This window comes from Bifidobacteriaceae bacterium, assembly GCA_031281585.1.
Lineage (GTDB): Bacteria > Actinomycetota > Actinomycetes > Actinomycetales > WQXJ01 > JAIRTF01.
Map to the genome: position 1 here is coordinate 1 of JAITFE010000133.1, position 20,840 is coordinate 20,840.

Annotated in this window: 16 protein-coding genes; 6 read left to right on the forward strand and 10 right to left on the reverse strand. The window is 64.1% G+C overall.

Annotation, left to right across the window (positions count from 1 at the left end; all coding sequences use genetic code 11):
• The first annotated feature begins 10 nt into the window (after positions 1–10).
• Entirely contained in the window at positions 11–121 is a 111-nt protein-coding gene (locus LBC97_14020; GenBank protein MDR2567144.1) for a TetR family transcriptional regulator C-terminal domain-containing protein, read from the forward strand.
• Between the two features lie 290 nt (positions 122–411).
• On the opposite strand, the gene LBC97_14025 is transcribed toward LBC97_14020, so the two are convergent.
• From LBC97_14025 to LBC97_14070, 10 genes are all read right to left on the reverse strand, one after another.
• On the reverse strand, positions 412–1,290 hold the full coding sequence (locus LBC97_14025) for an IclR family transcriptional regulator (GenBank protein ID MDR2567145.1): 879 nt from the start codon (positions 1,288–1,290) through the stop codon (positions 412–414).
• Positions 1,291–1,307: 17 nt separating this feature from the next.
• Positions 1,308–2,390 carry an Ldh family oxidoreductase gene (locus LBC97_14030; GenBank protein ID MDR2567146.1) on the reverse strand — a complete coding sequence of 361 codons (1,083 nt, stop codon included), beginning with the start codon at positions 2,388–2,390 and terminating at the stop codon, positions 1,308–1,310.
• Positions 2,377–3,825: an MmgE/PrpD family protein gene (locus tag LBC97_14035; GenBank protein MDR2567147.1), complete on the reverse strand. Its 1,449-nt coding sequence runs from the start codon at positions 3,823–3,825 to the stop codon at positions 2,377–2,379. The genes LBC97_14030 and LBC97_14035 overlap by 14 nt, the downstream gene beginning before the upstream one ends.
• 9 nt (positions 3,826–3,834) lie before the next feature.
• Positions 3,835–4,698: a cyclase family protein gene (locus LBC97_14040; GenBank protein MDR2567148.1), complete on the reverse strand. Its 864-nt coding sequence runs from the start codon at positions 4,696–4,698 to the stop codon at positions 3,835–3,837.
• Positions 4,695–5,750, reverse strand: a complete 1,056-nt coding sequence (locus tag LBC97_14045; protein MDR2567149.1) for an ABC transporter permease — start codon at positions 5,748–5,750, stop codon at positions 4,695–4,697. The genes LBC97_14040 and LBC97_14045 overlap by 4 nt, the downstream gene beginning before the upstream one ends.
• The gene (locus LBC97_14050) at positions 5,747–6,646 is read right to left on the reverse strand and encodes an ABC transporter permease (protein ID MDR2567150.1); all 900 of its coding nucleotides are present in this window, start codon (positions 6,644–6,646) and stop codon (positions 5,747–5,749) included. The genes LBC97_14045 and LBC97_14050 overlap by 4 nt, the downstream gene beginning before the upstream one ends.
• 98 nt (positions 6,647–6,744) lie before the next feature.
• Entirely contained in the window at positions 6,745–8,226 is a 1,482-nt protein-coding gene (locus LBC97_14055) for a sugar ABC transporter ATP-binding protein (protein ID MDR2567151.1), read from the reverse strand.
• Positions 8,227–8,306: 80 nt separating this feature from the next.
• Positions 8,307–9,458, reverse strand: a complete 1,152-nt coding sequence (locus tag LBC97_14060) for a substrate-binding domain-containing protein (protein MDR2567152.1) — start codon at positions 9,456–9,458, stop codon at positions 8,307–8,309.
• Positions 9,459–9,498: 40 nt separating this feature from the next.
• Positions 9,499–9,828 carry a hypothetical protein gene (locus LBC97_14065; GenBank protein MDR2567153.1) on the reverse strand — a complete coding sequence of 110 codons (330 nt, stop codon included), beginning with the start codon at positions 9,826–9,828 and terminating at the stop codon, positions 9,499–9,501.
• Positions 9,829–9,873: 45 nt separating this feature from the next.
• Positions 9,874–10,617, reverse strand: coding sequence for a hypothetical protein (locus tag LBC97_14070; GenBank protein MDR2567154.1), 744 nt, complete (start codon positions 10,615–10,617; stop codon positions 9,874–9,876).
• Between the two features lie 379 nt (positions 10,618–10,996).
• Between LBC97_14070 and LBC97_14075 the strand changes: the two genes are divergently transcribed.
• The 5 genes from LBC97_14075 to LBC97_14095 all read left to right on the forward strand — a co-directional run.
• On the forward strand, positions 10,997–12,226 hold the full coding sequence (locus tag LBC97_14075) for an iron-containing alcohol dehydrogenase (GenBank protein MDR2567155.1): 1,230 nt from the start codon (positions 10,997–10,999) through the stop codon (positions 12,224–12,226).
• A gap of 44 nt (positions 12,227–12,270) precedes the next feature.
• A complete protein-coding gene (locus tag LBC97_14080; protein MDR2567156.1) occupies positions 12,271–13,743 on the forward strand; it encodes an NAD-dependent succinate-semialdehyde dehydrogenase in 1,473 nt (490 codons plus the stop codon).
• Between the two features lie 966 nt (positions 13,744–14,709).
• Positions 14,710–16,797 (forward strand): HNH endonuclease, encoded by a 2,088-nt coding sequence (locus LBC97_14085; protein MDR2567157.1) that lies wholly within the window; start codon positions 14,710–14,712, stop codon positions 16,795–16,797.
• Between the two features lie 9 nt (positions 16,798–16,806).
• On the forward strand, positions 16,807–18,159 hold the full coding sequence (locus LBC97_14090; protein MDR2567158.1) for an exonuclease SbcCD subunit D: 1,353 nt from the start codon (positions 16,807–16,809) through the stop codon (positions 18,157–18,159).
• A 135-nt stretch (positions 18,160–18,294) separates the two neighbouring features.
• Positions 18,295–20,840, forward strand: a 2,546-nt coding sequence (locus LBC97_14095; protein ID MDR2567159.1) for an SMC family ATPase, incomplete at its 3' end; no start/stop codon positions are given.

Sequence of the window (20,840 nt, forward strand, 5' to 3'; positions counted from 1 at the left end):
GCTTGAATACGTGCGGACCTTCAAGGAGCAGGGCTCCGTGCATCTGATCGGCGAGTGGATCGCGGGCGGCATGGTCGAACCGCCCGAGGAGATCGCGGCCCTGCTCGAAGAACTGGTGTGACCCCCGAATGGGCGCGGTCTCTTTGTTGGTTTTCTTGGAGTCCGCCCATACCGCCCAGGCCACACCGTTGCCCGATGCCGTCTGGCAGCCCCCCGGCCCCGCCGCGCCTGGCCGGACAAATCGTTGGGCGTGCACCGGACAAATCGTTGGCCTGTGCCCGGACAAATCGTTGGGCGCTAGGTGCGCTCAAGCCCTGAATGGCTTGGTTAAGCGGCATTCATCTTTGCCGTGCCCCGGTGCCCCGATCCTCCGCGCAGTGTGTGTTGTTGCGCGACCAGCTTTTGCCCCCGCTACCGAAAGCTGACCTGACCGAGCTCTCCCATTCGCTTGGAGATGCGAAGGGCATAGCCCTGGACCATCTTGCCGAGGCGACTGCATTCGGCATCGTTCAGGTGGGGTCTGAACACTGCCAAGCTGATCGCACCCGCTTGGTGTCCCGTCGAATCAAGGATCGGCGCAGCCACGCACCACAACCCAAGGGCCAACTCTTGGCGATCAATCGCATAGCCGTCGGAGCGGATGACTGCAAGCTCCTCCTCCAGTTCCTCAAGAGTGACCAGAGAGTACTGCGTCTTGGCCACGAAAGGGCCCTCGCCGACGGTGATCTGAAGAGGTTGTGGATCAAAAGCGAGCATCGCCTTGCCCATGCCTGTGCAAGTGGCCGGGGCCCGGCTCCCGGGCGGCAAGTTCAACGTCAGCAGGTCATCGGTTTCAACCTTCGCCAAGTACAAGACATCGCCTCCAACCAGGGCGCCGTAGTTGGTGGTCACGTTGTTCTGGTGGGCGAGGCGCTCGATTTCAACGGAAGCGATGTCGCGAATTGTCGTCCGGCTCGCCACGCGGGATCCCAGTTCGAAGACTTTGAGCGTTAGGCGGTACTCCTTGGTTTCAGGGAACTGCTCTACATAACCGGCCTTCTCCAAGGCCTGAAGTGTCCTGTAAACGTTCGCGACTGGAGTGTCAAGGCGACGGGCAAGTTGCGTCACACCGATTGAATCGAACTCGGAGAGCTTCTCCATAAGGTGCAGGACGTTTGCGGATCTTGACTTCTCGGCTCCAACACTTGGAGGACTCGCCTGCCGCTGGGGCGAGGGGGCGGCAGGGCGGCGCCCAGAAGACGCCGATGATGGATCGTCGTCTTGCCGAGCGGCCGTCTTGGTTCGTGCCATTTCGATCTTTCCCTGCCTCACTCTCTTGGCGGCACCATTGTTGGCCCTTTGGTCCCAATGTCGAGTGAGTGTACCGCCGAGGCACCTTGACCGTCGTCCAGTAGGTGACTAGCGGCCTCCCAGACGAGGTCGGGGATCTCATAACCGTCGGCCAAGCGCGCGGCCCGTTGATGCTGCTCGGGCTCCCCCGGCAGTTGCACGCCGTCCGAACCGCTTTGGGGAGCGACCGCCTTGACCGTATGAAGATACTCGCTCACGGCGTCAAGAGTGTCCGCCGTACCCGTAGCCTCTGGATCTATGCAAAGGAAAAGGTCGCCTTTGTTGCAGACATCGTCTGCGTCCAGTGTCCCCCGGACGGCTCGTCCAAGCGCAGACCCTGTGAGGGTGGCCACCATGACCTCGAGCGCCAAGCCGAGGGCATAGCCCTTGTGCGCCCCAAAGGGGCTAATCGCCCCGTCCGCAGCAGCCTTGGGATCAACCGTGGGTCTGCCAGCGGAATCGAGCGCCCATCCGGGCTCTAGCGCAACGCCGGCCTCGGCCCTGTGGAGCACCAATCCCATAGAGACCACACCCGTTGCGATGTCGGCGACCAGAGGATTCGGTGTCGCGGGCACTCCGATGGCCAGGGGATTGGTACCGATCACAGCTGTGCGGCCACCCCACGGGTGAACCAGCGCCTCGCTAGTAGTCGCTGCGATTCCCACCTTTCCCTTCTTGGCAATGGATTCGACGTACAGCGCCAACACCCCAACGTGGTTGGAGTTGTGAATGGCCGCTGCGGCAACGCCTGTGGACGTCACGCGGGCCAGCATTGCCTCAATGGCGTTGGCAGCCACCACGGGGCCGAAGCCACGCAGCCCATCCACCACCAGCAACGAGTCTGTACGCCATTCTCCAAGTCCTACTGTCGTCGGGTCTATCAGGCCCTTGCCCATGCGTTGCGCGAGTATAGGCAAGCGCCGAATGCCATGCGAGTTTTGGCTGCGCAAGTCGGCTTCGACGAGCCAGTTCGCTTGGATGGTGGCCGCGCTCGGAGAAGCTCCGTACTTGAGCAGGACCCGTTCGATGAGTTCGCGTTCTTGTTGTTCATGAACTCTCATGGCTGCTTGCCTTCCGGGGGGATGCTTGGGGCGTCAGCTGCTTAATTAGGGATTTCACATCGGCCGAATGCTCAAGGGAGGCGATCCGGTCAATGATGGACTGGGCCGGCAGACAGGGAAGGGCGCGCCCCAACACGTCGCGGGCGATCGCGTCTACTCGCGGCCTGGGAAGCCGGTAGTCGTCAATGCCGTCAACCCGGGAGTCATAGACGAATTCCCCCTTGGCCGTTAGCACCTCGATTCGAACCGATTGCCACCGATCAGCCAACGACTCGTTCTCGAACACTTTGACTGATGTCTTGGACGCAATGGCGGCAATGTCGGGCGCGGAGGGATCGGCAGCGTCTTGCAGGTCAAAATGCCCCCGCGCCAACATGGATGAGATCCCGAATGCCGTAGCTCCGCGGGTCGACTCCCGGCGAGTGTATGGTCCCAAGTCCTGCCCAAAGCACCATTCGCACCAGTGATTGAGAAAAACGCGAACGCTCTGGATTTCTCTTGGCTCGATCATGTGGCGCTCCCTCAGCAGCTTGGCGCCATCGACGTACGGCAGGTTGTAGAAGTGAACCGGATAGGTCTTGTAGAGGGTCTCCGGCACAGCCCAGTGCCGACCGAGGCGATCAGCGACGAATGCGGACAATTCGGCCCCCTTGTCGCCCGTGGCGGCAATCTCAGCGAACCGGTGGAAATAGCCGGCCGGGCCGTCGAAAGTCGTCGGCGAGGCCTCGGCACCTGCTGCTGCCAGTTGTGCCCCAAGAAGACCGACGCGTGAAGCGTTGGCAAGCGAATAGTGGTATTCGGTGAACCCGAGCAGGTTCGACTCGTTGAGACCGGAGGCGAAATTCGCGGCATGCGCGACCGCCAACGCTATGCCGGTGGCGTCCAAGCCGAGCAACCGGGCCGCTGTCGCGGCGGCGCCAAGAGCACCGTGCACAGACGCGCCCAAACAGGTCCCCGGCGAAGTTTGGGCCATGTAGCGCTGGGCCGCCTGAGCAAACACCACCATGGTCTCAAAGCCCACGAGCACCGCTTCGAGGAAGCAGCGCCCAGTCGCCTGGTTGGCCTCGGCCAACGCAAGCGCGGTGGGGACGACAGTCTCAAACGGATGAGTAGCACTTTCCGCGTGCATCTCTTGCTGCTCCAGGGCGCAGAACATGACCGAATTGACAAAGGCTGCCGTGGAAGGCGGCACCGCGTCGCCATGCACCAGAATTGTGCACGGTCCCGACCCGCGTTCAGACCTTGCGATCTCAACGGCGACCAGAGTCTCGGGCACATCAAAGCCCGCGATTCCGCCAGTGATCGACTGGACCAGTCCTTTGATCAGTTCGGACTTCACAAGCGAAGGCACATGATCCCAGTCGACGGAAGCGGCCCAACGAGCGGCGACGTCGGCCACTGAGATTGGCGTTGACGCCGAAGAACTGGTGGCCATTGTTTCTCCCTACACTATTGCGAGTGGACGGATGAAAGAGCCGGTGGCACCCGTGATCTTTGGAGGAGCCACGATGAGAAGAAACTGGTTTACCTGGTCTTTCCCCAGCTCCTCCAAGTACAGGTCTTCCAGCAGGTGAACGCCGTGCTCCACCAGAGCGTGAACATGCACAGGCTGCGGGTCGCCAGGAATGACCGACGGGGTGACTTCCACCGCTTCCGTGTCGGCGCCGATAGCGATTACCCCCGCGCCGACCAGCCTTTCCGAGACGGGCAGGGTGATGCCGGCTCCGCGCGCTTGATCCCACGCATCCCGGTCGGGCCAAACTGACATCTGCCCAGTCCTGATGAGCACCACGTCGCCTGCTCTGATCTCGACGCCTTGGTCCGCGCGAGCGGATTCGAATTCGTCCAGCGTTATTGGGTGAGCCGGACCGAGCCGGCTCACACCCGCATGGCGCGCGCAGTCGATCAACACGCCCCTTGCCACAATGGCGGGCAATTGCGACGCATCGTCGCGCAAAGCCCCGAAATCCCCTAAGTGTTGGGACGCGGAAAATCCTCCGTGCCAAGCGTCGTCATCGCCGGATGTGACATGACACAAGGCATCAATGTGGGCACCCGTGTGCATTCCCGCGATTACCATGTCAGAGATAATCGCGGTCGGCACCCGTGTGCCTTCGGTGAACTGAGGTTGGTCGCCTTGATTACGCAGTCCTTGCGGGCTTCGGTACGTGACAACCTGAAGAGGCGGGTGTCCCGCCCATGCGGGCATCCCGGGAAACCTCCCCGGATCCAAGTCGTAGACTCTTCCCTCTTTCACGATTCCGACTGCTGCGAGGACCGCAGCTTCGCGTGTCGCGAGATGCTTCACGGCACGACTCCCTTCGCTGTCGCCTTATCCTTCAAGTCAGGCTTGCGTTGTCGCTGACCACCTGTCCCGCTAGCCTGCTCGAGCAGCCTGGCAAGGTAGATTCCAATCAGAATGACGATGCCGTAGCCGACCTTCACGCTGGCATCGTCAAGCCCCAGCATGGGCAAGAATGCCGAGAGGAAGGCCAGGGTCAAGGCACCAGCAAACGTGCCCCAATAGCTCCCGGATCCGCCCAGCAACGCAACACCGCCCAAAGCTACCGCCGCAATGCCTCCAAACAAGTAATCCTGACCCATGTCAAGGAACACAGACCTGACATAGCCCGCGAACAGCACGCCTGACAGGGCAGAAGCGCCGCCGCTAATCACGTAAGTGGCCAACCGGACTCGCGCGATGTGCACTCCCGCCAAACGCGCGGCCACCGGATTGGCTCCCACCGCATAGACCCGTCGCCCAAGCGGGGTGCGCCGCATAACCACGCTGACTGCAACGGCCAACACGAGCCAGACCAATGGAATGATCGGGATAGGACCAACGTGCCCGTTCGAAAGGGCGACAGCGGGGGCAGGCACGGTTCCGGCACCACCCTGGCTGGTGGTCACGGAGAGCAGGTAACCCTCGATCAACCCCCCGACTCCCAGCGTGACGATGAGCGGTGGCGCTGCGAGAATGGTTACGAATAGACCATTGACAGCGCCCAGCAACAACCCGATCGCGATGACTGTCACGACGGCCAACCCAAAAGGCATCTGTTGATCGAGTGTGACCAACATGATCCCGCCAAATGCCATGGTCCACGGGACGGAGAGATCTATTCCTCCGCCGATGATCACAATGGTCTGCCCGATCGCCGCGAAGCCGGTGAAGCTGGCGAAAATGAGTAGGTTCTTCAGGTGGAAGCCAGAAGCAAACCCGGGTGCATATACCGTGGCGGCGGCGAAGACCAATACCGCCATGCCGAATGCTCCAAGCACAGTGGAGTTGCGCCGCAACGACCGCCCGGCCTGGAGCAACACGCGGTGTCTCGCGTCGAGCATCGTTTCGCTGGTCATACCGGATTCACCGCCTTCGATTCGATTCGCGAACGAAGCCCGATCACCAACAGAAGCAATCCCGCTGAGGCGACGATGGCCACCCAGGATGGGAGTGAAAGCTCCGAAATGATGCCGCCTATACATGTCAGCATGAGAGCGCCCGCGACAGCCTGCCCGATCCCGCCCATGCCACCGGCAAGGCTGACTCCGCCGATCAGCGCGGCCTCAATCGAGGGCAGCAAATACTCGTCGCCTATGGTCGGGTCCCCTGTGGAAGTCACTAGCGCAAGATAGATGCCCGCCAAACCCGCGATGAAGCCGGACAGGGTGTATGCGGTGAAGGTGGCCCTGCCCACCCTGACCCCGGACAAAGCGGCACGGATGTCGTCGCTGCCCAAGGAGATGATCGCTTTGAAGGAGGCCGTTCCCCGCCACCACCACCACGCCACAAGGACCGAGGCCAAGATGAGGATGGACATTGGGATGCCTGCGAGAGGGCTCGTAATGAACTCAGTGAGACTTGTCGGCGTGGCCCCGCCCGCCGAACGCAACATGAGCAAAGCGAGGCCGTCGTAGATGGACCACGTCGCGATGGTGGCGATGAATGGTGGCACTTTCACAAAGACCACCAAGGTTCCGTTTATGGCACCCATTGCGCCGCCCAAGATGACGATGACGATGATGCGCCAGGACGCAGTCCCTTCGAGGCCGCCCGTCCACACCGCCGTGAGCACGTTGGTGACAGCCAAGACTCCGCCAACCGAGGCATCCATGCCTGCAGTGAGAAGGACGATGCATTGGGCGGCCGACACCAGCACAAGCGGCATCGCAGTCTGCAGCGTAAGGCCCAATTGCCGAAGCTCCATGCCGACCGGCTGCAGTGCGAACATCACCACAACTAGGGCCACGAACATGGGCCACATGATGAGCGAGCTCGCGGGTATTCCATGCAATGCCCGCAGCACCTGCCTTCGCGCACTTGGGAGTTGGATGCCCTGAGAGAACTTGCTCGTCACGGGAGCGCCCCCTTCAGCGTTCCGCCAACGGCCAGCCTGAGGATTTCCTCCTCATCGGTCTGGCCGTGAAGCGTCTCACCGACGATTCGCCCACCGTCCATCACCAGAATGCGGTCACAGACATGTACGGTTTCCGCGACATCTGACGAGTAGAAAACAACCGACACGCCGTTGTCCGCCAGGTCGGATATGAGTCTGTACACATCTGCCTTCGTCCCGACGTCAACGCCCCTCGTCGAGTCGTAGAGGACTAGCATCTTCGGATTTCCCATGATCGCGCGCCCGAATACGACCTTCTGCTGGTTGCCGCCGCTGAGGGTCAACACGGCGTCAGGAAGACGTTTTGGGTCGAATCCGACGGCCAGCGCCGTGCCGGTGGCTTTGGCTCTTTCCTTGCCGCTGTCAATAAACATCCCCAATCGGTCGGCAGTCAGGTGCGAGAGGGTGATGTTCTCTTGACTCGTGTGACCAAGGAACAGGGCTTCGCGAGCCCTGTCCTCGGGCACGAGGTATATCCCCACGCGTTGCCCGTCGGCAGGCGACCTAGGCCGATATCTGACGCCGTCGAACTCAAGCGTCCCGGTGTGCCGAAGGGCACCGCACAATGACATCAGCAGACCGCGCTGGCCTTGGCCGGGCAATGCAAAGACTCCGAGGATCTCGCCCTGCCGCATTGTGAAGTCAAGCGGGCCGCATTCGCCGTAGACCGTCAGCCCTTCCGCTCTGAGCACAATCTGGCGGCCGGGCTCGGAATTGCGCTGTGGATAGAGTTCTTCGAGTCGGTGCCCCAGCATGGCGGTTATGAGTTCGTCGTCCGACACTTCGCTGATTGGACTTGAAAGCACCGTTGACCCTGACCTTAGTACGGTAACCCGGTCGCAAGCTGCCCTGATCTCCGCCATTCGGTGTGACACGAGCAGCACTATCGCGCCGCCGGCTGCGGCTTGGCGCGCCTGCGCCAACACCCAACTGGCATCTTCTGGCGTCAGCGCGGCGGTCGCCTCGTCGAGGATCAGGACGTCGGCCTGAGCGCTCAGCGCCTTCATGACTTCAAGAAGCTGTCGATCCTCGAGAGACAGATCGCCGACCTGAGTCTTCGGCGCAAGTCTCCGACCGCCAAGCCCCGTCATGATGTCCAAGACGTGACGACGCATTGCGCGCCGCCGAATGCGCCGATGCCAACCCCGCGGCCATTCGCCAAACAGCAGGTTCTCCTCCACCGTCAGGGCTGGCACAAGGCTCGATTCCTGAAACACCGTGGCTACTCCGGAGGCCCTGGCCTGCCGAGTACTACCCAGCCTCAGCGTGCGACCGTCAAGCGTGACCTCACCACTATTCGGTCTAATAACTCCCGCGAGCACTCGAACCAGCGTCGACTTGCCGGCTCCGTTTTCACCGAGGATGCCATGGACCTCGCCTCGGTGGGCGGTGAGGGTACCGTCCACCAAGGCATGCACACCGCCATACCGCTTTGTCACCTTGCTAAGGCTGAGAGTCATCGGGTCCCTCTTGGCGTTCGTCGTCTGCGGTGTGTTGAGGTCAGCTACGCCCGGCCGACCTACTCGACGCCTTTCAAAGCGTCTTCTGCGGTCAAGTTCAGACCGGGACCGGTTACAGTGAGGATCAAGTTAGGGGTCAAGTCAGGGAACCAGTTGACTCCCTCTTCCAGCGGTTCGTATGGGAACATATGCTCGAATTCCACCTCCTTGCCGGCTGTTGACACCGACGCCGGGGCGATCGGCTCGATAATCCGGATCTTGTCGTACTCAGTCCCGTTCATGAGCATGTCCATCGCCTGCTGCAGCGCCAGTGCGCCCACCCAACTAGGGTTCGTCCGCATGTAGCACTTGAGCTTGTTTTCCTCGCAGGCGATCGCGTTCACGTTCGCGTTTATGCAGGACATGACCGGAGCTTCGAGTCCCGCCTGCTGGGAGGCCTGGAAGATGGATGAGCAGTAGCCCTCGGAAAGCACGCCGACCACCTCAGGGTGCGAAGCGAACTGACTGGCAACTTGGTTCAGTTCCACGCCGGGGTTGACCTCAGACTGATAGGTGCCGACGATTTCTATATCGGGATGCTTCTTCGGGAATTCGTTGAGCCAATACTGCGTCATCTCGTCAGACGAGGGACCGCCTGGGATACCTGTGTCTACCAAGATCGGCCCCTTGTCACCAATGGCTGCTGCCAACCATTCGCCGGCATCCGCTACTTCGTTGGTCCAGTCGTTCTGGATCTTGTACGCGCATTCAGCGGTGACCGTCTGATCAAATGAGATCATCAAGATTCCCTCGTCGCATCCCATCTGAATAGTGGAATTCAGCGCTGTGGCGGACGAAGCTTCAAAGATGATGGCATCCGGCTTGGCACGGATGGCAGTCAGCAAGTCCGACGTCTGTGCCGACACGGTATTGGCAGATGAGTTCAGGATTTTGAGATCCAGGATATCTTTGAATTCGTCATGGGAGGCCAGTGCCTGAATCTGGTTCTCCATCTGAACACGCCAAGTGTTGGCGATGAAGTTGTTCGATAAGTAGACGGTGTAGGTGTCTTGCCCGCCGACCGATGAATCGGTCGGCTCCTCTTTCGAGCCAGAATTGTCGCCGCAGGCCGCGAGGGCAAACGAAGCGGCGAGCAGGCCACTGACGACAACCGCCAGATGTTTGGTGCGCCGCGATGCGGCCGGATGTTTCCGTGAGGCGAATGATTGCACGGTCGTTCTCCTGACTTACTTCGATGATGTTCTGACAGAGTTATGGTTTGTTGGCAATAACGTCAAAGCCGCACGCTACGAGCTCAGTCGCCACTTTCAGGGCCTGGCCCACCGCGTGATCGTGCTCGGGTGTTTCGGCCCAGCACAGCCGCAGCTCTTCCGTCTCGAAGGAGATGTTGAGCCGGTAGCCGTGGGGATCCCGAGCTACGCCCATCTTGGCCAGTGCGGCATCGTCGAACTCGCGCAAGAAGGCGCAACCGAGAAAGCCCGGTTGGCGTGAAACCGCAGGTATGAAAATGTTCTTGATGACGGTCTCAAATGCCGTTTCATTACCTTGAGGGACTAGCCACTTCAGTTCTAGGGTGACCACAGCTTTCCTTTCGTCGATGTGCGGAACTCCTGCTTGGCTTAGGCATCAGTGGCACGGGGAGAGTTGAGCGAGAGCGGAGCGCGCGCCGTCCTGGACAAGGGCAAGATCAGTTGCTACAAATACGGCTTGGTATCCCATGTCGATGAACTGGCGGCTGCCCGGAACGTCGCCCCCCTGAATGGCGGGGATGACCCCGTGGGCTAGGCACTTGGCCGCGATTTCGGCAATCACCTCGCCGTGCCGATCAGACGCAACCCCATGACGCGGCTCAACCCCAAGAGAAAGCGCCAAGTCATTCGGCCCCACGAAGACCATGTCCACACCCGGCACCGACACGATCTCGTCGAGGTTGCGAAAGGCCTCGATCGTCTCGATCATGACGCCGACCTGGATGTCTTGGTTCGCCTGAGCAGCTGTGTAATGCTCGTGGGACAGGGCCGCCCGCACAGGCCCCCAACTTCGCCAGCCCACCGGCGCATATCGGCAGGCACGCACGATCGCCTCCGCTTGGGCAGCGGTGTTCACCAACGGCGCCATGACGCCCGCCGCCCCGGCGTCAAGCATGTGCATCAGTTCTGCGGGGTGGTCCGAAGCCGTCCTTACCCAAGTGGGGACGCCAGTGATGGCTGCGGCCTGGAGACAACTCATGGCCGTGGTCAGGTCCACAAACGTGTGCTGGAGATCAAGGCACAACCAATCGAAACCCGCCCGCGCCATGACCTCAAACGTCAACGGATGCGGAATGGTGCACCAACCACCGAGGGCAACACGCCCTTCGCCAAGTCTCACGCCGGCTCCCTCCTTGGAACGCGGAGCGGTCGGCCCAGTAGCCGCAGAGTTTCACTCACTGAAACGCAATACCGCTTTCAGGTGAGCACACTACTCAGGCAACCGCTCAGCTGTCAAGAGCCTCCCGAAAAGTCCACTCAGATACTCGTTCTTGAAGCTGTGAACTGCACTGTTAGATTTGGAGTCGGACGGCTGGGTCGGCTGCCCCCACACGCGCAGCCGCTTCCCCAGGAGTCCTTGCGCATCGCCTGAAAGCGATGTAGCTTTCTTTTACAGAAAAGCTATTTCTGTCAAAGGCATGTCGTCCGACCCTCGCCGGTCGCTCCACAGGCCGCAGGCAGCGCCGTGACCAACAAGCCAGAATCGAGGGATTCACAGCATGTCCGAAGAGGCGCTGGGGGGATGGTGGTCTTTTGCGACGGCCGGTCGGGTCGTTTATGGCCGAGGCTCTGCCTCGCTGGTCGGCCAAGTGGTGCGACCCCTTGGGCACCGAATCCTGATCTGTACTGACAAGAACCTGGTGGCAGCCGGTCTCGTGGAACGAGTCCTGTCCGTGCTGCAGGACGAAGCGAACCTTGAGGTCATGGTTCTACCCTGGGGCGAACCTGAGATCGCCCTTGAGCAAGCCGAGGCCTGCGCCGCGCAGGCTGCGGCCATGCGCCCGGACGTCATCGTCGGCTTGGGCGGCGGCAGCAACATGGATCTCGCCAAACTCGTGGCGGCCCGATTGGCTAGCGGTGGCACCATGCAGCAATGGGCGACCGGGACGCCTCCTGCTGCAACTCTGCCTGTAGTGGCGATCCCTACAACGGCTGGCACGGGTTCTGAGGTCACATCCGTCGCGGTGGTCACCGATCCCGCCACCGGCACAAAGGTGGGCATCTCGACCCCCTTATTGCTGCCCGCCCGTGCGATCGTTGACCCGGCGATGACCGACAATTGCCCCCGTAAGGTCACTACGGACTCCGGCGTTGACGCCCTGACCCACGCCATAGAGGCCTACACCTGCGTCGACTTCCGAGAGCGCGCGGCAGCGCCTCTGGCAGCCACCGGATTCGTCGGCAAGAATCCGCTCAGCGACGTGTTGGCGCTGGAAGCCATCCGCCTGCTCGCCAAGTCGTTGCCCACAGTCGTGGCCAACGGTTCCGACGAGGCCGCCCGCGATGACGTGTCGCTTGCAGCCCTGCTGGCTGGGCTGGCCTTCTCAAGTGCGGGCACCGGCATCGTCCATGCTCTGCAGTATCCGCTCGGGACTCTCACCCACACCTCACACGGACACGGCAATGCGCTGTTGTTGCCAGCGGCGATTAAGCACAACATCCCGGTCCGCACAGGCGAATACGCCAAGGTAGCGCGACTGTTGGGCACGGAGGACGCCAGCGATGACGACGCAGCAGCAGCCCTACCCCTCATCATCAGCACCTTTGTCGAAGGACTGGGCATTGCGCCTAGCCTCAAGAGCATTGGGGTCACGCCAACCGACATCGGACCGATGGCCGCTGCGGCAGCCAAGATTTCTCGGTTGGTGGCCAACAATCCAGCACCAATTGACGAGGCGGGGCTAGCCGACGTGCTCACCGACGCGCTGACTTGGCCCGCCAACGCCTAAACCCAGCGCTTCGCGCGCCCACCACCGGCCAGAAAGGATTCATCGTGGAATTGATACGGAGTCAAGAACAGATTCGCGAAGCTCTCGCCGCCGCGCCAACCGGATTGTGCGCCGGGCAGTGGCGACCCGCAAGCGACGGCAGCACGTTTCAGGTGTTGGACCCGTCCAACGGCGAAGTGCTGGCCCGAGTTGCAAATGCCACTGCGGTTGACGCCACGACTTGCATCGACCAAGCCGAGGCCGCTCTTCCTGCGTGGTCCGCGCGGTCCCCACGGGACCGATCGGAACTGCTGATGCGAGCCTACGGCGCGATGCTCGATCAGGCCGAACTATTAGCCACCCTGATAGTGCTCGAGAACGGCAAAGCCTGGCCGGATGCTGTTGGCGAGGTCAGGTACGCGGCTGAATACTTGCGGTGGTACGCCGAGGAAGCGGTGCGCGACAGAGGGTTCGTGATGACCGCGCCGTCCGGCGACAACCGAATCGTGGTGCTGCACCAGCCGATCGGCATCGCTGTTCTGGTCAGCCCCTGGAACTTCCCGGCTGCAATGCTCACCCGCAAGATCGCGCCGGCCATCGGCGCGGGCTGCACGGTGTTGTGCAAACCCGCGAAAGAGACTCCGCTCACGGCTCTGGCCATGGTCAAGATCTTCCAAGACGCGGGCGTCCCAGAAGGTGTCATCAACATAGCCCCCACCTTCCAAGCGTCATCGGTGGTTTCCACTTGGCTGGAGGATCCCAGAGTGCGCAAGCTGTCGTTCACCGGGTCCACCGAGGTTGGGAGGATGCTGCTCGCTCAGGCCTCGCAACGAGTGGTCAAGTGCTCCATGGAACTGGGCGGGAACGCGCCATTTGTGGTGCTTGACGACGCCGACATCGACGCGGCTGTGGCTGGGGCCATGATCGCCAAGATGCGCAACATGGGCGAAGCGTGCACCGCAGCCAACCGCTTCTACGTTGACCGTGCGGTGGTGGGAGAGTTCACAGACAAACTGACCCATGCCATGGCAGGTCTCAAAATGGGCCCGGGTCTAGGCAAAGGCGTGGAGTTGGGGCCACTGGTAAACCAAGACGGGCAGCAAAAAGTGGCCGCCCTGGTACGGGATGCTATCGAACGCGGCGCGAAGGTGCGCACGGGCGGCCGCATCCCTGAAGGCAAGGGCTGGTACTACGAAGCCACCGTGCTGACAGACGTGCCGCAGGATGCGGAGATCCTTAATAACGAAATCTTCGGCCCGGTCGCCCCGATCGTGGCGGTCGATGGTGAAGAAGAAGCCATCGGTTTGGCAAACGACTGCGAAATGGGACTGGTCAGCTACCTCTACACAGGCGACCTGTCGCGCGGGATGCGGCTGAGCGAAGCTTTGCAAAGCGGGATGGTTGGCCTCAACAGAGGGCTCGTCTCTGATCCTGCGGCGCCGTTCGGCGGATCCAAGCAAAGCGGGATTGGCCGCGAGGGTGCCTACGAGGGCATGCAGGAGTATGTGGAGCAGAAATACATAGCTGTCACGTGGTGAGGCTGCAGACGGGGGAACCGATCCTTCCCACAGCATAGAAGCCCAACTGCTGGCCTGAGACGCGGGCCGAACCTGGGCGGACCAGGCGGGTCGGGTCCGCCAGTTGGAGGCGGAGGCGCAGCTCGGGCAGACAATGACGGCTCGGCGGAAGTGAACGACGCGATCTGCAGACAGGCCGCCCGGCGGGACGCAGGTCGAGCCCAGAAGGACCAAGGAGCGGGCTCGAGACAGGTCCAGGACCTTCCGGGCGGGGAGGCTGCAGCGTTGAGGGATGCGCTTGGCGGCGGCTCACGCCGCAGATGTGGACCGGCTCCGCACCGCCGAACACGTACACGGAATAGGGAAACTCCTCGAACCCGTGCTGGGGGACCGAGAAGGATGGGCCGAGGGCAGACCCGGCGAGCTCTGCCAAGGCGACACAGCTGCCATCGCCACCCAGGCCCAAGCCCTCAAACTCGGCGAGAGCGCTCCCCGCTTGGCAAAGACCGCCGCCGCCAAAGAGGCTAACCTCGTCACGCACAACCGCCCCGCCATGTGGGGCCGGCACTTCGAAAAGGACCTCCACCTTTTCGCAGGCGGCAGCCTCGCCGCCCGACCACCCCACACTACAAACCCAGCACCTCAGTGCGCCCGTGTCCTTCTTACCGTCAGGCTGTCAGACCCGTGTCGTAGGTTGTTTGGCATGGTCGCCGCTGCAGCTTGGACGCTTTCGGAGAACGTCCTGCCTAACGCTGCCCGCACGATTCGGGCACGCCCATCGAAGGACCGTCTTCGCGGTTTTCTCGCGCTACAGGCGGGCCCGGTTTTGGGTGGGGTTTTGTTGGCTGAAACCGTTGACGCACCCTCCCCGAGGGAGTAGCATATGTGTATGAGCATATCCCGTTCGAACAGGTCTCAAGTTCGACTTGAGGGCGCGCCGGAGACCGCGTGTCCGGCTGGTCGCGGGACCGTCTCGGGGATGTCGCGATGAGTGCGCAGGCGTCCGTCTTCGGGCCCACGATGGGCGGGGCGTTCAGCGGCCGGGAAGGCGCGGTCGGCGGCCTTCCCCAGGCGCGCGAGGGCCGGTCCTCCGGCTGGGGAGAACCTGCCGCGCCCGGAACCGGCAGGCTGCCGGGCGCTGACGCCCCACCTTTGGTTTCTGTTTCTCCGGCTCGCGCGGAACTGGAGACGGCTGCGCGGGCACTGGGCCATTTCGCACTCAGTGACCGGTCGGGGATGGACGCCGGAGAACTGTTGGCCTGCCTGGATTTGGTGGTCGGGGTGGCAGGCCAGGCGGAATCGCTGACCGCCGCAGTGGCGGAAGAAGCCAAGCGCAAAGGCGCGGCCGCGAAAACCGAGGGTCTGGACGTCGAGTCGCATCTGAAGATGAAGTCGAACATGCCCGCGGCGCAGGCGAAGAGGCTCGTCAAACAAGGAGAGGCGCTGCGGCCATTCGAGGTTGTGAGCCGCGCGGCCCAAATGGGGAAGGTGGCCCCCACACAGGCCCAGGCGGTCGCTCGCGAACTGGGGGATTTCCCCTCCGAAGTGCTCGGGGACAAAGCGTTGCGCGAGGCGGAGGCGGAGTTGGTGCGGGAGGCCTCAAGACTGGGGACAAAGGAACTAGCCGCCAAGACCAGGGAACTGGTTGACCAGGCCCGGCGGCTGGCCGGCGTGGGCGGAGACCGGAGGGACCGGCTGGATCGGGAGCACCAGAAGGCGCACCGCGAGAGATACCTATCGTTCAAACGGGACGGGCAGGCAATGGTGATCAGGGGCCGCTGCCCGGTCGATGTCGGAGCCAGGATTAGGCGGCGCCTGGAGGGTGCCGCTCTGGCCGCCCGCCGGGAACGCACGGACAAGGCCAACGGCGGCGATCCCGATGCGGGCCGCTTGTGGGACCCGACCGCATCCGGCCGGGAAGACTCAAATGCGTTCGGCGCGTCCATGCTGGATGCCCTCGCGGCCATGGCAGACGCGTATCCAAGGGAGGGCGCGCCTTTGAGCGCGGGCAAACCGGCCCGGATCGTCGTCACCATCACGAAGGACCAACTCGGATTTCCGGCCCCGATGGGAGTTTTGAGCGACGACGGGGAACCGTTGGCACCTGAGGCGTTGAACCAACTGCTCTGCGGCGCCGAGTGGCTGGCGGTGCTGATGGGGTCGTTCGGGGAGCCGCTCGACGTGGGGCGGTCCACCCGTGCCATTCCACCCGCCATCAGGTTGGCGCTGAGCCAAAGGGATGGCGGTTGTTGCTTCCCCGGCTGCGGAGTCGGACCGGACGGGTGCGAGGCGCACCACCTCCGGAAATGGGTGCTCGGTGGGAACACGAGCTTGGACAACCTTGTCCTCGCCTGCCACCGGCACCACCGGCTCTTGGAGCCTGCCGCGAAGCTCCCAGATGGAACGCCGTGGTTCCCAGGCTGCGACGACCCGGGACGGTGGCGGGCCGAAATCGACCCAATTCACCACCACCCGGTGGTGATACCGCCAGCCCGTGTCGATCCGCAACGCAAGCCAATGCTGAATGATCGCATCCTGGTCAAACTCGAAAACCTCGGAGTCACGCCCAAGCCCAAGTGGAGTCGGCCATCAAGGGAGGACTCCGCCCGCACGGCGCACGCGGCGGCGGGGCGGAACTCTGCCCGCACAGCGGACACTGCGGCGCGGGAGGGCTCCGCTCAGAACGCCGGTTCTGCGGGAACGGGGCATGGGGAGGACTCTGCTCAAACGCAGGCGGCGGCACGGCAGCATTCCGCTCCCACAGCGGAGGCGGCGGCGCGCGACGACTCCGCACAGAACGCCGAGCGGGCGGCAGCGGCTCATGGGGAGAACTCCGCCCGAACGCATGCGGCGGCGGTGCGGTGGAACTCCGCCGGTACGACGGATGGCGGCGCGGGCGGTCCGCAGGCGGCGGCACGGGGAGACTCCGCCCAGGCGGTGGGGGCGGGAAGGACCGTGTGGGACAACTCTGCCCGGACGGCCTGGGATCCGTTGGCGGTTCGGGCGGCCACGGCGGCCCCTGGGGGTAGCCCCTTAGACGTTGGGGCACGGGTGAGTGTCGGAGCACGGGGCTAGGAGTTGGGCATGCGTTTGATTCACACATCGGACTGGCACCTTGGGCGGTCGCTACACGGGGTTGACCTGCTCGAATACCAAGCCGCCTACTTGGACCACCTGGTCGAGTTGGTGCGGGACCGGCGACCTGCTGCGGTGCTGGTCGCAGGGGACGTGTACGACAGGGCGGTGCCGCCCGTGGGAGCGGTTCAGTTGCTCGAGGAATCGTTGACCCGGTTGGCCGAACTGACTCGGGTGGTTGTCATCTCCGGCAACCATGACTCGGCCACCCGGCTCGGCTTCGGCTCACGTCTGATGCGGCCGGAGATCAAGCTCTTCACGCGGTTGGGCCAGGTGGGGCAAGCGGTCGAAGTCCCAGATCCGGCGGGCGGGCCGGGTGCCCTGGTCTACCCAATTCCCTTCCTCGACGTCTACGCCGCCGCAGAGCATTTCGGCACCGATGAGACTCCGATTGCGCGCACGCATGAAGCGGTCTTCGCCGTCGCCGCCGAACGCATCAGGGCCGACTTGGCGCGACGCGGATTGGCGGAGGGCGCCCGGCCGAACCGCGAGGAGGATGGCGAAGTCGGCCTGCGGCGGCGCGGCGAGCTCGGAGGGGTAAACGGCAGGACGGTAGCGGGTAACGGCCGCACCCCTGCCGAGGAGCAAGGCGAGGCGGGGGACGGTCGCGGCAGGACGGCAGCGGGCAACAATGACTCCACGATCAGGGGTGATCGGCCTGCTGTCGTGGCGATGGCCCACGCGTTTGTCGTGGGCGGGGAGGGAAGCGAGTCGGAACGGGATCTGACCGTGGGCGGGATCGCGACCGTGCCCGCCGGGGTGTTCGCGGGGATGGACTATGTGGCGCTGGGGCACTTGCACGGACCGCAGCGGATCGCGGCACCGGAAGCACAAGCGATCCGGTACTCGGGGTCGCCGCTGGCGTTTAGCTTCTCGGAGGCGGGGCACGTCAAATCGACGGCGGTGGTGCGGCTGGAACCGAACGGGGCCGAAGTGGAGTTGGTGCCCGCCCCGGTGCCCCGGCCCATGTCGGAGGCGCAGGGCTCGCTCGAAGAATTGGAGTCGAGCCGGTTTGACGGCGTGGCAGACCACTGGCTGAGGGTGACCGTGACCGACCGGAGCCGACCGGAGGACCTGGTCCAGCGGATCGCGCGCCGGTTCCCGCACGCGCTGGTGACGCGGCACCTGCCGAAAGGCCTGGCGGCGGCCGGACCAGGCGGCAAGGTCACCGCAGCGAGCGACCCAACCCAGGTGGTGGCGCAGTTCCTCGAATTCGCGGGCGGGGCGCCGCCCAGCCAAAACGAACTGCGGGAGATCGGGCTAGCGCTTGAAGCCGTTCAAGCGGCGGGAAGCGCGTCATGAGGCATCTTCATCGCCGGTATGGAGTTTGTCTCGCAGGGGAAACCCGGCAGACGATGGGAGGCGCGGCATGAGACATCATCTTCGGCGCGGAGCAGGTTTCGCGGGGAGGGCCGCGCGGGCGGCGGGAGGCGCGTCATGAGGCTGCATCGGCTGGATTTCGGGGGGATCGGACCTTTTGCGGGGACGCATTCCATCGACTTCAAGGATCTGACCGCCTCGGGGCTGTTCCTGCTCGAAGGGCCCACGGGCGCGGGCAAGTCGACGCTGATCGACGCCCTGGTGTTCGCCCTCTACGGCACCCTTGCGGACGCGGGCGGCTACGACAGGTTGCGCTCGGACCATGCGGCGCGGGATCAGGAATCGTTCGTCGAACTGGTTTACGAGGTGGGTGCGGGCATTTTCAAGGTTAGGCGCACCCCCCGCTACGAGGCGACCAAGCGGCGGGGCGAAGGCACCACGACACGCCAGGCAACTGCGCGCCTGTGGCAACTGTCCAGCCCCGAGGACACAACCGGCCAGGTCATAGCCACCAAAGTGGAAGAGGCCGCGACGGAGGTGGCGCGGACAATCGGGCTCAGCCGCGAACAGTTCGTCCAGACCGTGGTCCTGCCCCAAGGCCAGTTCGCTTCCTTCCTCAAAGCCGACAACGAGCAGCGCCGCGTCCTGCTTCAGCGCATTTTCGGCACAGAGTTGTACCAACGTTTGGCGGACGAGTTGCGCAACCGACGCGCGGCCGCCGATGCCGCCCAACGCGAGATCGCAGCCAACCTCCAGACCGCCGTGGTGACGTTGGGTAAGGCCGCCGGCCTGACCGGGGACGAGGAAGCCGAACTGGTCCGCCTTGGCGCCCAAGCGGCCTTGGAAGGCGAGCAAGCGGAGTTGCTGGCGCTCGCCGACGCGATCTGGGGCGGGGCCCGCGAGCGGGCCAGCGCCGCGCGCGCCGCGGCGGAAACCGCAGTTGCGGCCGCCGAAGCCGCCGAAAAAGTCGCCGACCAGACGCGTTCCCGCGCGGATCTAGCGACAACCAAACGCCAATTGCTTGAACGCCTGGCCGAGTTGGAGGCTGACGCCCCCCGCCGGGCGGGGTTCGCCCGCAAAGTGCGCGCCGCGTTGCGGGCGGGACCTGTGACTCCCGCCTTGGACGCCGCAGAGCAGGCTGGCCGGGAACTCGACGCCGCCCAAGAAGCGGCTGCCGACCTGGGCTTGGGTGGCTCCGAGCTTGGCCTGGGCGGCTCCGGGTTGGACCTGGAGGCGCTGCAGGACGCGCTCGAGGAAGCCCAGGGGCAGGCCCGCCACTCCCAAGAACGGCTCGACGCCGCCCACGCTTTGGGGCAGGCGACCGCAGCTGAGGCGGCCGCCGGGACCACTTTGGAGCAGGCCGCCGCCGCAGAGGAAAAGGCCAAGACCCTCGCCGGCGCGGCCGCCCAGGCCTCTGAACGCCAAGCACAGTTGGGGCCGCGCGCGCTCGAGGACGTGGAACGCGCGGCCCAAGCCGTTGTTGTGGTCCGGGAATATGGCGCGGCGGCCACGGCGCTCACCGCCGCGTTGGAGCGCGGCGAACGCGCCAAGCGCGCCTACGAGCAGGCCCAGCGGACCGAGGCGCGCTTGCGCGAGCAGCGGATGGCCGGAATTGCCGGGGAAATGGCCGCGTCCCTCGAAGACGGCCAGGCATGCCCGGTGTGCGGCGCTTTGGAGCACCCGAACCCGGCAACGTTGGCCGAGGATCACGTCGACCGCACGCAGGTGGACGCCGCCGAATCCCGGCGGCAGGCCGCCGAGAAGACCTACGAAGAAGCAGCCGCCACCTTGAGCGAAACGCGCGCTTCGGTGGACAAGTTGGACGGCCTGGGTGGCAAGACCGATCCGGCTGAGGCCGCACAAAGGCTGGCGGCCGCCAAAGCGGCCTTGGCGGAATTGGGCGAGCCGAAGAATCTGGAGGCGGCCCTGACCAAGGCCGAAGCGGAACTCGGCCGGGCGCGCGCGGCCCTGGTCGCTGCCCAAGAAGCGGCCAACGCCGCCCATGACCGGGTGGTTGAAGCCCAAAGCCAGGCCGGCGGGGCAACTGTTGAAACCGCCAGCGCCGACCTGGCCGCAGCCCACCAGCGGGTGGATTCCGCCCGCCAGAGGCTTCAAGCCGCCAGTCGCGTCGCCAGCGCGGCTGAACTGGCCAAACTCACCACCGCCGGGGCCGGGCGAGCCCTGGCCGAGGCAGGTTTCACGGACGCGTCAGAGGCGCGCGCCGCCGCAATGCCGCCCGGGGAAATCGAAAGACTGCAGTCGGCGCTGGAGAAACTGTCCGGCGAGGAGGCGTCTCTGAGGCAACGCTTGGCGGAGCCCGCCTTGGCCGGGGTCGACGGCGATCCGGCGGAACTGGGTGACGCGGCGGCTAAAGCCGCGACAGCGCTCGCCGAGGCGCAGACCGCCGCCCGTGGCGCCGCCGCGGCGGCCGCCGTCGCCGAGGGGTTGGCGAAGGCAACCCGCGAAGCCGCGGCCGAGGTCCGGCAAACCGCCGAACAACTGGCGGCGGCCGGCGCGGATTCGGCGGCCTTGATGCGGGTGGCGAACCTGGCCAACGCCGGTTCCGCCAACCTGCGGGACGTCGATCTGCCAACCTACGTCCTCATACGGCGCTTCGAGGAGGTGATCGACGCGGCCAACGCCAGGCTAGGCCCCATGTCGGA